This window comes from Acetobacter fallax, from assembly GCF_011516735.1.
Lineage (GTDB): Bacteria > Pseudomonadota > Alphaproteobacteria > Acetobacterales > Acetobacteraceae > Acetobacter > Acetobacter fallax.
In genome coordinates, this window is sequence record NZ_WOSX01000008.1 from 66,745 (window position 1) to 78,876 (window position 12,132).

Annotated in this window: 14 protein-coding genes and 1 other RNA gene; 6 read left to right on the forward strand and 9 right to left on the reverse strand. The window is 58.3% G+C overall.

Annotation, left to right across the window (positions count from 1 at the left end; translation table 11 throughout):
- Nucleotides 1–66: 66 nt before the first annotated feature.
- Nucleotides 67–285 carry a hypothetical protein gene (locus GOB85_RS06395; protein ID WP_173576717.1) on the forward strand — a complete coding sequence of 73 codons (219 nt, stop codon included), beginning with the start codon at nt 67–69 and terminating at the stop codon, nt 283–285.
- Nucleotides 286–641: 356 nt separating this feature from the next.
- On the opposite strand, the gene rnpB is transcribed toward GOB85_RS06395, so the two are convergent.
- An RNA gene (gene rnpB / locus GOB85_RS06400) (RNase P RNA component class A) lies at nt 642–1,039 on the reverse strand.
- Between the two features lie 153 nt (nt 1,040–1,192).
- Here rnpB and GOB85_RS06405 point away from each other — a divergent pair.
- Nucleotides 1,193–2,251 carry an alpha/beta hydrolase gene (locus tag GOB85_RS06405; RefSeq protein ID WP_173576716.1) on the forward strand — a complete coding sequence of 353 codons (1,059 nt, stop codon included), beginning with the start codon at nt 1,193–1,195 and terminating at the stop codon, nt 2,249–2,251.
- Nucleotides 2,252–2,522: 271 nt separating this feature from the next.
- Here the strand turns inward: GOB85_RS06405 and GOB85_RS06410 are convergent, their stop codons facing one another.
- From GOB85_RS06410 to GOB85_RS06415, 3 genes are all read right to left on the reverse strand, one after another.
- Nucleotides 2,523–2,867: a cupredoxin domain-containing protein gene (locus GOB85_RS06410; protein ID WP_198912194.1), complete on the reverse strand. Its 345-nt coding sequence runs from the start codon at nt 2,865–2,867 to the stop codon at nt 2,523–2,525.
- A gap of 27 nt (nt 2,868–2,894) precedes the next feature.
- On the reverse strand, nt 2,895–3,101 hold the full coding sequence (locus tag GOB85_RS19015) for a hypothetical protein (protein WP_206752436.1): 207 nt from the start codon (nt 3,099–3,101) through the stop codon (nt 2,895–2,897).
- A gap of 90 nt (nt 3,102–3,191) precedes the next feature.
- The gene (locus GOB85_RS06415; RefSeq protein WP_198912196.1) at nt 3,192–3,830 is read right to left on the reverse strand and encodes a metallophosphoesterase family protein; all 639 of its coding nucleotides are present in this window, start codon (nt 3,828–3,830) and stop codon (nt 3,192–3,194) included.
- A gap of 474 nt (nt 3,831–4,304) precedes the next feature.
- Here GOB85_RS06415 and GOB85_RS06420 point away from each other — a divergent pair, with 474 nt between their 5' ends.
- Nucleotides 4,305–5,255 carry a hypothetical protein gene (locus GOB85_RS06420; RefSeq protein WP_173576715.1) on the forward strand — a complete coding sequence of 317 codons (951 nt, stop codon included), beginning with the start codon at nt 4,305–4,307 and terminating at the stop codon, nt 5,253–5,255.
- 240 nt (nt 5,256–5,495) lie between these two features.
- Here GOB85_RS06420 and GOB85_RS06425 read toward each other — a convergent pair whose 3' ends face one another.
- Together GOB85_RS06425 and GOB85_RS06430 are read right to left on the reverse strand one after the other, a co-directional pair.
- Complete coding sequence (locus GOB85_RS06425) at nt 5,496–5,696, reverse strand: hypothetical protein (RefSeq protein WP_173576714.1); 201 nt, start codon at nt 5,694–5,696, stop codon at nt 5,496–5,498.
- A gap of 111 nt (nt 5,697–5,807) precedes the next feature.
- The gene (locus GOB85_RS06430) at nt 5,808–8,051 is read right to left on the reverse strand and encodes a TonB-dependent receptor (RefSeq protein WP_173576713.1); all 2,244 of its coding nucleotides are present in this window, start codon (nt 8,049–8,051) and stop codon (nt 5,808–5,810) included.
- 309 nt (nt 8,052–8,360) lie between these two features.
- On the opposite strand from GOB85_RS06430, the gene GOB85_RS06435 reads away from it, so the two are divergent.
- Nucleotides 8,361–9,041, forward strand: coding sequence for a glutathione S-transferase (locus tag GOB85_RS06435; RefSeq protein WP_173576712.1), 681 nt, complete (start codon nt 8,361–8,363; stop codon nt 9,039–9,041).
- Nucleotides 9,042–9,069: 28 nt separating this feature from the next.
- Here GOB85_RS06435 and GOB85_RS06440 read toward each other — a convergent pair whose 3' ends face one another.
- Complete coding sequence (locus GOB85_RS06440; RefSeq protein WP_173576711.1) at nt 9,070–9,342, reverse strand: putative hemolysin; 273 nt, start codon at nt 9,340–9,342, stop codon at nt 9,070–9,072.
- A gap of 128 nt (nt 9,343–9,470) precedes the next feature.
- On the opposite strand from GOB85_RS06440, the gene GOB85_RS06445 reads away from it, so the two are divergent.
- Together GOB85_RS06445 and GOB85_RS06450 are read left to right on the forward strand one after the other, a co-directional pair.
- The gene (locus tag GOB85_RS06445; protein WP_173576710.1) at nt 9,471–9,638 is read left to right on the forward strand and encodes a hypothetical protein; all 168 of its coding nucleotides are present in this window, start codon (nt 9,471–9,473) and stop codon (nt 9,636–9,638) included.
- 224 nt (nt 9,639–9,862) lie between these two features.
- Complete coding sequence (locus GOB85_RS06450) at nt 9,863–10,240, forward strand: PRC-barrel domain-containing protein (RefSeq protein ID WP_173576709.1); 378 nt, start codon at nt 9,863–9,865, stop codon at nt 10,238–10,240.
- 213 nt (nt 10,241–10,453) lie between these two features.
- On the opposite strand, the gene GOB85_RS06455 is transcribed toward GOB85_RS06450, so the two are convergent.
- Entirely contained in the window at nt 10,454–10,819 is a 366-nt protein-coding gene (locus tag GOB85_RS06455) for a DUF3293 domain-containing protein (protein WP_338421663.1), read from the reverse strand.
- A 26-nt stretch (nt 10,820–10,845) separates the two neighbouring features.
- Nucleotides 10,846–12,036 (reverse strand): rod shape-determining protein RodA, encoded by a 1,191-nt coding sequence (gene rodA, locus GOB85_RS06460; RefSeq protein ID WP_173576708.1) that lies wholly within the window; start codon nt 12,034–12,036, stop codon nt 10,846–10,848.
- Nucleotides 12,037–12,132 lie beyond the last annotated feature (96 nt).

Below are 12,132 nucleotides of genomic sequence, written 5' to 3' on the forward strand. Positions count from 1 at the left end.
GAAAACCGTCTTATTTTAGAGGCATCTCCGGTTTCAGAACGAAACCGGACCACAACGAATATCTTCATGAAAAAAACCCGCATCACAGCATCGGGCGCGAAACGTCGTACTGAATACTGCCCGTCCGGAAAACGTGCCGCAGGCGAGACGAAAAAGAATACCGGTCAGCGCGTTCGCGACACTTCGGCATGTCTCGCCATGTTCAGTGTAGCCATGCGGTTTTCCGAAATACCTGAAAATTACTGGCCCGCCCCGGCCAGTAATGCCCGCTCCCCGGCTGAGTAAGCGCCCGCAATCCATGCCGGAACGGAGATCGTAACCTGACCCTGCCGATCCCGCTCCTCAGCGCTTCAGCAACCGGCAAAAACCGGCCCCGTCATAAATAAGACAGCACCACAGAAGCCCCGACCCCGGTAACCCGCTCAAAGCGAGCACACGTCAAAGCCGCCATCACGCATCGAAACGAGTCAGAGGCGGCGTCACAAACCCCTCTGCCGGCACCCCGCATGTCTTCCCGGCTCCGCGAGACCCGCGGCAAACACAGTCACCTCGTGCCGATGCCCCAGGACACGCACCGGACTCGCCTCCTCAGAGCATTCTCATCAGAAAGAAAAGCCCTGAAACGACCCGCTAAAAAAGAATCTGCCAGACGGTCTGTAAGCCGGGTTCTGTCGGCCCGAAAACGGGGCCGTGACGACCATTCCTCTGGGACACGTCTCGCAACATGCCTCACGCGACCAACCCGGACGACAAGGCGGGAGAACCTCCGGCAACCACGTTGCCGCGCTGCCCGTCGTCCCTATTCGGTCTTGCTCCCGGTGGGGTTTGCCCTGCCGCCGCCGTTACCGGAAGCGCGGTGCGCTCTTACCGCACCGTTTCACCCTTACCTCCAGCCCGCGAACGAGCCCGGAAGGCGGTCTGTTTTCTGTGGCACTTTCCCTGAGGTCACCCTCGCCGGCCGTTAGCCGGCACCGTTCTCCCGTGGAGCCCGGACTTTCCTCCATCACGTAAACGCAACAGCGGTCGCCCGACCGTCTGGCAGGCGCGGAACCTGCTCCACGTAACCCCGACCGTCAAGTCCGGTATTCAGGTCCGGCATAGGAGATGCGCCCCGGCCCTGTCACGATAGCGCCCTCTCCGCCGCCCGGCCGTCCCCCGGCCACCCGGTCCCACAAGCAAAGCCTGTCCCGGAATGCCCCAGATCAGCACAGCCGAAATCACACCTGTCCCGACCCCGATCCCGTCGCCCGTATGCCCGCGCCCGGACCTCATCACCCGTCTCTTTCTCGCACTCATCAACCGCCGCGCCACCCGACTCACCGCACGCGGCTCAAAACACCCGCCCCGCAAACCCACCAGCCGCGATCATCTCGAGACCCTCGCCCAACTCCGCAGGATCGCAAATCGCCCGTCTTTTCCAATGAAGCTGTCCGCCCTGCCGCTCCGCCGGGTTCTCTCCCTCCGCATCCCCGGTGCCACCGAACTCCGCCCCGCCAGACTCTACATCCCGCATGGAGAGGTGAGGGGAGCCGTCCTCTTTCTCCACGGCGGCGGCTATGTGCATTGCGGCCTGAACTCCCATCACGGAATCTGCTGCCGCCTGGCCCACGCCTCAGGCGCCGCCGTCCTGTCCTTCGATTACCGCCTCGCCCCGGAAGCAAAATTCCCCGCCGCCTTCGAAGACTCATGGGCCGCCCTCAACTGGCTCGCCTCGGAAGCCTGGCGCTGGGGTGGAAAAGTCGCCGTCGCCGGCGACAGCGCCGGAGGCTCGCTTTCCGCCGCCCTCGCCCAGCGCGTCCGCGATCAGAACCGCAGCATCCCCGCAACAGAAAAACCGAAAATCGACCTCGCCCTCCAGGTCATGTTCTACCCCGCAACCCACGGCCTCCAGGACTTCCCCTCCCGAAAAGCCTTTGGTCGCGGCTATTTCCTGACAATGGGCATGCTCGAATGGTACGCCCTGCAATACGCCAGAACCGTCGCCGACGTCGCCAGCCCGCAATTCTCCCCCGGCCTCGAACCTGACCTGAAAGACCTCGCCCCCGCCGTCATCATCACAGCCGGATTTGATCCCCTCCGCGACGAAGCCGCCGCATATGCTAAGGCCCTTCGTCAGGCAGGCGTCCCGGTCACCTATGCCTGCATCCCCGGCACCGTTCACGCCTTCCTCAATTTCTATCCCGTCATGTGGAAAGGAAAACGCGTCCTGCGCCTCGCGGGACAAGCCCTGCGGAAAGCTTTCGCCCATTAAGAGCGGAAACTGTTTCGGAAGTCCCTGTGCCAGCCGATCCGCCTGTGCCTTGACGCCAGCCTTCCAGTCTTTCAGCCTCCGCAACTCATGGCCGCTCAGCTTCGATGCTTAAAAACACACGCCGGCAGCCCCTCGCGACGTGCGCTCACTCGCCAGCAAAGCTTTTTTAATCGAAGGCTTTCACTGGAAGCGGGGAACAGCCGACACCGGCACGGCCTGGAACGTTCCGTGCTGTCTCATAGCGGACAGCAACTCCGATCACCTTCTGTCATCACTTAACAACCACCGTCCCCTCCATGCGCGGATGCAGCGAGCAGAAATAATGATACATTCCCGGCCCCGGAAAAACCCATGAGAACATGTCTCCCGTATCAAGCGCCGCGGATTTGAATCCCGGAGGTCTCGCCGCATCCGTCACCGTATGAGGAATATCATCGCGATTGGTCCAGGTGACCTTCGTCCCGGCGGAAATTGTCAGCACCGCCGGCGAAAACGTAAAGTTATCGATCGTGACAGTCTTCCCCTCCGAAGATGCGGGTTCCCCCGCATGTGCGCCGGATCCGATGCAAAACATCGCTAATCCGGCAAGACTCATCATTATTTCGCGTCTGTGCATGATGCCTGTCCTTTTCGCCGGGCTCGTTCAGACAGCGGCGAGCGCTGTATCCACAATCGCCAGACGCGCGCTGCCACGAACCTGCCTGACACTCGTAATGCCCAGGACGGAGCGCAGCTTTCCCGCCGGCAGATCTTTAATCGGCCCTGGACCTGGTGCTGTTCCCGGAGCCGGCTGGGGAAACGCCGTGGACATGGCCGTATGAAACGCCACGTTGCCCTCAACCTTCTGCATCACCTGATGAATATGCCCGTTCAGAACGGTGACCGATCCAAACCGGGCAAGATATGAAAGCGCCTGAGCCGAATCCTGCGTACCCCAGCCCTACGCCTCATAAACCGTCCACAGCGGAATATGCGCGAACACGACAATCGGCTGACTGGCCGGACGACCGAGCAGATCCTTTCGCAGCCATTCAAGCTGCGTACTCCCAAGCGTGCCCATCCCGCCCGCGCGAAGATCCTGCACATTGTTCAGCCCGACGAAATGCACTCCCTGCTGATCGAAACAGTAATATCCGGAGGCAGAACCCTTCGTGAAACGGGCAAAAAATGCCTTGCCATCATCCTCAGGCACATCATGCTCACCAGGAACATAATGCGTATCAAGCCCTGCTCCCTGAATGATCTGCTCAGCTGAGTCGAACTGACCGGACCGTGAAAGATGACTGACATCTCCGGTATGAATCAGAAGAGATGACTCTGACGCGAGCTTCTTCACATTAGCAACCGCCTCGCTGAGCGTGCCCGTGGCGTCCGTGTTGGGAGATGAGGAAAATCCGATATGGCTGTCACTGATCTGAACAAAAGTCAGATTACCGCTCGCTGCTTCCGCTTCGTTCACGCCCGGTATTGACGATCGCGGCACTCCGCCAGCCATGGTCCAGACGACACCCGTGCCCGCCCAGAGCATGCATTTAAGAAACGGCCGGCGCATCAGGCCGTCATCATCCGCTGATTTCATAAGAAATTCCTCCTGATCCACCGATAACCGCCAGACGCAAAGACAGGATTTCTGAATTCCAGGCAGATGCCTGGTAATAAAAAAACAAAAAGAATGAAGTCATTCGTCAGTCGCTGTTCAGCGTATCACCCGCTGACACCGGGCAACGCACGGAAGATCAGGCGCCGTCCATTGGGCACTGATTACGCACCACGCCGGTACTGGTTCCCGAGTCTTCATCGCAGAGCCCTGAGCACCTCAAAGGTGCCGGACTTTTGAAAAAAACTCTCTTTCCCGGCAATCCCCGGAGACAGGCATAAAGCGATCACACGGCTGCCATGGTCATGACGGGTTCTCTGAAAATACCCGATATGCACCGGCCAGACCGTTACGAAACAGATACGATATGAGCCATCTCGTCAGAGGCGCCCCGACTGGCCCTCTTAAACCCGAAAATCCGGCAAGCCGGAAAAATCATACGGACGAAAAGAGATCTTGAAATATACCTCCCTCCTGTCCGTTCTTGGACTGATGACTTTCATTCAGGGTGCCTCTGCGGATGACAGCGCGCCCATCCAGACCATGCTCGACGCGTGCTACGCCGGTCAGCAAACCTGCGATATCGATTTTCAGGGCGCTCACAAGGTTCTCGGCACATCTCTGAAAATCGATCCCGAACTCGTGACTATCCGCAATGTGACGTTTGAATGTCAGATGACATCAGGCACCTGTCTCTATGTTTCAGAAGAAGGATACGGCCATCGGGACAACACAAGCATCACCCGTCTCGAAAGAGTCACGCTTTTCGGCAATAAATCCATCGACGGCATCACCATGAATTATGCCGTCCCCAACGATTACGTCACAAACGCCGCCATGCCCCTGTTCAATGTCTCCATTCAGGGCTTCAACCATGGGATCACGCTTGGCAGTGGCGTCTGGGGCGCAGACATGGTCAACGTCCTTATCGGTAATGGCAACACCGGCATTTACGTGCCTCCTGGCACGCAGGATGCTGGCGAACGCTCTTCTTTTGTCGGAGGGACCATCTACAACAACGCTATCGCGGGGATTGATGAGGAATCCAGCGCTGAAATCGATTTCGAAGGCACCAGTTTCGACTTCAACGAACAGCAGATGCTTCTCAACGGCCCGACTTCATTCACAGGCCATATCGAAAACCGCCAGACAGGGAAGCCTGAAATCGTTCTGAATGCACTTGTGGGCGTTCCGGCCGGTTCCATTTACATGAGCGCAGGCTCCACCATTACCGTGGACGGGTGGGATGCTTCATCCCCGCAGCAGCCCTGCTACGTCGACACAAAACTTGCGTGGAACCGTGTTCTGGTCCCGGCAACCCTTTACGGGTTCGGCGGAACGCAGGGCGCCGTGTGCGGCCCCGGAAAAGTGGCGACCTGGGATGGTCAGGCTCCGCAATTCCAGTAATCACTGCAAAATGGCTTCGGGGCTTTCGCCCCGTGCCAAAGGCCGCAGACCTCCGGACTCCGGTTTTGTTACTCCACTAATCGGGTGAAACACCTGCGGCCCCTTCCTGGTCCGGGCTTTCGTTATAACGGTCAGTCTTTATGCAGGTCGGTATAACGCCCCGAAATGGCCGGCCGTCTCATACGAACGGACGATCATCACGCCCGGGCGGGTCGCAGTCACAGCACCCGCCCGTCACTCTCAATCAGACGGCCCCGTCGGCCCGCGCCCGCCACGATACTGCCAGCCCGGATTACTCGGACTGTCCATATAATGCGGCTTTCCAGGCCCACCCCATCCGGCTCCGTTGTGCATCCGATGGTGATAGTGGTCATGAGAGCAGGCCGACAGCGACGCCCCCAGCCCGATCACCAGACACAGCGCAAGAACTTTTCGCATCATATCCTCCATTGACCCTGAAGACAGGATTACCACCGGAATCACGATTCCGGCACGGCAACAGTGTGACAAAGAAAGAACAGCAAAACCGCCGCGCAGCAAATATCGGTTGCGTCAGAAATCCAGAACCATCGCAAAATAAGTGCCACGGCGTTGTCCGAACTGTGCCTGATAGACGCCAACCCCGCTGCCATCCCGTAACTGATAGCGCTTGTCGAACAGATTCACGACATCCGCCCGAAATTTCACATCCTGCCCGAACGGAACTTCAGTAAGCGTATATTGATAGCCAATATTAAAGACGTCGTATTGCGGCTCCTTCGTCAGGTTTGCAAACCCGCTGCGAAGCCCGTTGCCGTAAATGAAGTCAATATACCCCATGTGATGAATATTATGCCACGATACCCCCGCACTCGCGGTGTATTCCCCCTGATGATCAAGCTGAATGTCATGCCGCGCAATGTAATTCAGCTCCGTCTGATCAAACTGATACTGCGCCGAATCGATCTCACGTGCCGATGTCTTCACATATGAAAAATTACCAAACACAGACCAGTGTTTCGTTCGCCAGGAACTGCCAAACTCCGCACCATACACATGCCCCCGCCGATAGCTGAATGGGGCCAGAATAACCGCCCGTCCAAACTGCCCCAGATCCGTCAGGTGATGTGCCCATTTGCTGAACGCATCAACAGTAACCTGAAAATCCGGTGTCACCTTCTGCAAAATGCCAATATCAGCATAATTCGACGTCTCCACCTTCGTCGCATCGCCTGATGGCGACGCCGCCGCGTTCGTCGTCCCTGCGAAATGCTCCAGCGTGGACGCATAAATATTCTGCGGCGAAGGCGGCGCGAAATACCGCGAATACCCGATATGGAGTGTCGTCGTCCGCGTCGGTTTCCACACCATATTCGCCCGCGGGCTCAACTGCCCTTCATTATCGAAAGATGACGCAAACCGGTCATAGCGAATACCGTAATTAAAAGTCAGATTCCTTGTGATTTTGTATTCGTCCTGAAGATAGGCCCCCGCCTCAACAGACCAGTTCCCGGTATTATCAATCAGCCGTCGTGCACGGTCTGAAATCTGTGCGTCATTGTCGTCGACAGGAAACGCCAGCGAATTCGTATCGAGCCGCTCCTCCGTATATTGCCCGAGAAGCCCCGCGCGCAGGGTATGATGTCGCGCTATATCCCATGAAAGATCGTACTGGATGCCCCCGGTCGTAAAATCATTGACCTCGTGTTCAGCCACCCCCTGAAAGACCAGATCACGGGCAGGATCGGGCGTATAGTCGATCCGGCCATACCGGAAATAGGGCGAGACCTGAAAATTAAGCTTATCCTGACTGTACTGATAAGAAATGACAGCGTAATAATTCTGCTCCGTCTGACTGTCATCCAGAAGACGGGACCGGACAGACGGGTCAGTCCACTCCGCTCCGGCCAGCCGGTAAGCCGGCTCCAGACCAGGCGTGTTCGGCAGTTCGAATGAGGAATAAGACGCACTCGTCAGTAAAGAAAGCCTGTTCGCATCATTGAGTCGCCACGAAAAATATCCAAACGCCTTCTCCTGTTCGGTCACATCATGCACAGGACGAAAAGAGTTCGTCGGATTCTCAATTCCGATATTGTTTCTGTTGAATGAAAGCGTCGTGAAATACTCAAACTTTCCCTTCTGCCCGCCAACCTGCAATGATGGCGCAAACGTGTTGTAACTGCCGCCATAAAGCGAAAACTGGTTATGTTTCAGGCTGTCTCCGGATTTCGTGTTCACATCGACCACACCAGCGGTCCGGAACCCGAACTGCGCGGGCAGGGTGCCCGTCAGCAGATTGACCGACCGGATAATCCGCGTATCCAGCTCCTGCCCAAACCCGTTCAGCCCCTCCGGAAGCAACACGCCGTTCACCCGATACGTCAGACCCCCGTGCTCGCCGCGAACATGAACTTCGCCATAGCTGTCCTGCACAACACCCGGCATCCGTAACATGATCTGACTGAACGTCGCGTTCTCTCCTCCCGGTGTCGCCTGAATCTGTCGCTGGTCAATTCCGTAAGATACAGCCCCAAGTCCGGGGAAAATCCGCGCCCGTTCCTGGTCCAGACGGGCAATAACCCGCACATGTTCGGTCCCGTCTCCGGGCTTCACGGCCGCCGCACCCCGCTGCGCACGCCGTCGTTCCGGTCCGCCCGTCTCTTTTCCCGACCGATGGCCGATCCCGCTGCCGCACGGAATGGCATGGCCCCCGCCACGCGCCGCAACCCTGTCACATTGATCATCAGCGGCCCGCGCACCCTGTGCTTCAAACGCGGCGACCAGTCCGGCGCACAGGATGATCCGTCGCCCTGACATTGTCATCGTAAAAGCAAAGAAATATAGCAAATGCTATATAGAGCGTCGCCATAAAACATGAGCTTTCAGCCCTCCAGCATATCCCGACAGCAATCCGTCTTCGCAGCCATCAAACTGTATCAGATAAAAATATGCAATATGCTATATAAATATGCCTGAACAAAAATATGACCAGAAGAAACAGGAGCCACTTCCCGCGTCGCTCCGGAAGTGTCACAGGCAACACTCCCGGGCAAAACGAAATCCCCTTCCCGGACGTTACATGACTACCGCATCGAAGCTCCGATCGGAGAGTAAGGACGCCAGACCATGATCATCGTGCATCATCTCAATAATTCCCGCTCACAACGGGTGCTCTGGCTGCTCGAAGAACTCGGCCTGCCTTACGAGATCCGGTTCTATCAGCGCGATCCCAAAACCATGCTGGCCCCGCCAGCACTCCGCAAAATCCACCCGCTCGGAAAATCACCCATCATCACCGACGGAGATGTCACGCTCGCCGAAAGCGGCGCCATCATCGAATACATTCTCGATCAGTACGGAGAAGGACGGCTCCGGCCGCCACAGGGAACCCTGGAATACCGCAGCTTCGTCTACTGGCTGCATTACGCCGAAGGATCGGCCATGCCCCCGATCGTGCTCAAACTCATCTTCGGAATGCTGCCGTCCCGCGTGCCATTTTTCCTTCGCCCCTTCGCCGCGCTGATCTCAAAGGGCGTGGAGACGAGCCTGATCAACCCGGAACTCAAAAGGCATGTCGATTACTGGGAACAAAGTCTCGACTCAACCGGATGGTTCGCCGCCCCCGAATTTACCGCAGCCGATATCCAGATGAGCTTCCCGCTGGAAGCAATGTCCGCCCGCTCAAAATCGATGCAAAGCCAGCCCAATATCAGCGCCTTCCTGCAGCGCATCCACGCAAGACCAGCCTACCGGCGGGCAATCGAAAAAGGCGGCACCTACGCCTATTCCGCAACCGGCGGGAAGTGAAACACCTCCCGCCATCCGTCAGTTCAGATCAGTTTCCCTGACCAGCCTTCGCCGCACTCCGGTAAAGCGTCCATTCCTCAATCACGCGCCCGTCCGGCAGATGGCAATAGCCCCGGCTGCCATCAGCCTCCTTGCGAATCTCCAGCGTCCCGCCCACTTTGATGCAATACGCCGAAGCCGGGTTCGGCATCCCGATCCTGTGCGGAGGAGCCCCGTCTCCCGAAGGCGACACCGCCGCACTCCCTGAACAGGCAGGCAACAGCAAACACAACGTACCCAGAACAGCCGGCTTTCTCATCATCGCTTTCTCCTCGTCACCATTCGTCGATGACGTCGGAAACACTATCAACCGGATCGGCCCGCCTGCGTCAAAATAACGCTCACTCCACACCCGTCCGCACCGTCATGATCCGGCCCGCCGGAAGCACCATGCGCGACACCTCCCCGACAGCCCGTCAGGCGCGCATAACCCTCGACGAAATCTCAACGCTCCCTGCGGAGGTTTTCGGCCCCCCTTTGCCACGCGATCCCCGGATCAGACGCGCGGCTCAGGCCCTGATCAATGACCCTTCCGATGCACGCGACATCGGGAAATGAGCATTGCCGACATCCAGCCCCCGAACCATGGAAGATTTCGGTCATCAAAACCGCCTGTTCACTATCCCTGATCCGGCGCCGGGCTTCTTCCATCACGACGTGTCTAACGAATTAAATAAATGAAATGCCTAAAACGAATAAAAAGGTTTAAATTCCATTCTCATGGGAGCCGCGACCGAGGCATATCCCGGGCCTCACATTTTTCCTGTCATGCGGAGATCATCATGTCCGATACAATGACAACCCACGTCAAAGAAACCTCCGGCCTCATCGCCTCCGATAAGGTCGAAGGAACAGCCGTTTACTCACACTCAGGAGAGCGGCTCGGAACAATAGCAAACTTCATGGTCAACAAGCTCACAGGCCAGGTCAGTTACGCCGTCATGAGCTTCGGAGGCTTCCTCGGTATGGGGAATAAATACCACCCTCTGCCATGGAAAACCCTGACCTACGATCAGGAACGCGGAGGCTACGTCGTCGACGTTACCCCCGAACAACTCGAATCTGCTCCGGCCTACAGCGATGACGATCTCCCTAACTGGACAAACCCCAGTTACAGAGCGGGAATAGACGATTACTACAGCCGGATGCCCCCACTCTGACCGCACCGCGGAACCGGCGGGCCGCTATCAGGCGCCCCGTCGGCGAAACGTTCCTCTGGCATGTTCTTCTGGCACGTTCCTCTGGCACACGCCTCGTCTCACGACCCTGATACCGTCGCAGGCCGGGGCGTTAGTCCCATCACCCGAAAGATCCTGAAAAGCCGCCCTCTTGTCCGGCATCACAACAGCAAGAAAACACGTCCTGGCCCCGCATCACCGGACCAGCACCAGGCGTGCAACCTGATCCCGTCGCACCAGAACCACGGCATTCTGCCGGTACAGCCGCGCCAGACGAAGTCCCCGTGCCAACGGCATCCGCGCCGCCACCAGTGGCTCTCCCCAGCGCCCCAGCCGTCCTTCACCAGCACTGAACGAAATCCCGTGCAGTTGCCCGAACAGTCGCTCCATCATCCGCGCGTTCCACCCGTCGGGATACCGCCGCCCGCCCGGATTACAGGCACTGACAAGCACAATATCCCCACGCCCGGTCACACCCGAAACCCGCTCCCCGACCCGCACCACCAGGCTACCCGCGCGATAAACACTCAGCCGATACGCCCGCAACACCTGCGGCGTCACAGGCCTCAATCCGGTGCACATAACCGTCACGCCTGCTCGTCCGGCTCCTCGCCAAACCGCGAGTTCCGATGCACCCACACAGACATCAGCAGGCCAAACCCCAGCATCACATTCAGCATCGCCGACCCGCCATAAGACACCAGCGGCAGCGGTACCCCACCCACGGGGATGGCCCCCATCACCATCGACAGATTGACCAGACAGTAGAGAAAGAAATTCACCGAAATCCCCAGCGCCAGCAGCCGCCCGAAACGGTTCCGGCTGCGGATCGCCATCATCATTCCGCCCAGAATCAGAATCAGCAGCAGAACAATCACCGCCGCCCCGCCGACATAGCCCCACTCCTCGGCAATCGTCGTGAAGATAAAATCCGTCTGCTTTTCAGGCAGAAAGTTCAGTTGCCCCTGCGTCCCGTGCAGATAGCCCTGACCCCACATCCCACCCGATCCAAGCGCGATCTTCGACTGAATGATGTTGTAACCGGCGCCAAGCGGATCGCTCTCCGGATGCAGAAAGGTCGTGATCCGGGCTTTCTGATAGTCATGCAGATGCGCGTAAGCGATCTTCGCCAGCATCGGCAGAGGCAGCACCAGCAGCGCGATCTGCCAGAGCCGCATCCCGGCCGCGAAAAAGATCGCCGCCCCGATCCCGCCAATAATCACCGCCGTCCCCAGATTGGGCTCCTTCAGCACAAGCCCGACGGGAACCAGCACCATCACCGCCGGCGGAATCAGCCACAGCGGATTGCTCATCCGCGCATAGGAAACCCGCGAAAACCACGTCGCCAGCATCAGCGCCAGCGCCACCTTGGCATATTCCGAGGGCTGAACCTGCGTCCCCCCGATCATCACCCAGCGTTCCGCACCCTTGCCAACATGCCCGGCCCGCAACACCACAACCAGCAAGGCCAGAGAGACCACATAAAGCGGCACCGAAATCCGGACCAGCGCCTTCGGCGGCAGCATCGCCACCGTAATCATCAGCACCAGACCAAAGCCAAACCGCATCGCCTGCGGTCCCGCGAACGGCTTCGCCGACCCGCCACCCGCAGAATAAAGCGCGATATATCCAACGCCGGCGAGCCCGCAGATCAGCAGGACATATATCCAGCTCACCCGCCACAGCTTCGACAGAATGCGGAAACTCGGCTCGGCCCGCAGCAACCGCTTGCGGAAACGCCTCAACGGCTTGCGCGAGTCCAAAGCCAAACCCTCCATCAGAAAATCCCGCTCACAAATGCCCGCGTCCCCAGCGCAGGGCAGGGGAGATGCCCCGGGAAAGTGGCCCCCCAGGTTCCCCTCCAGGGAAAGCCC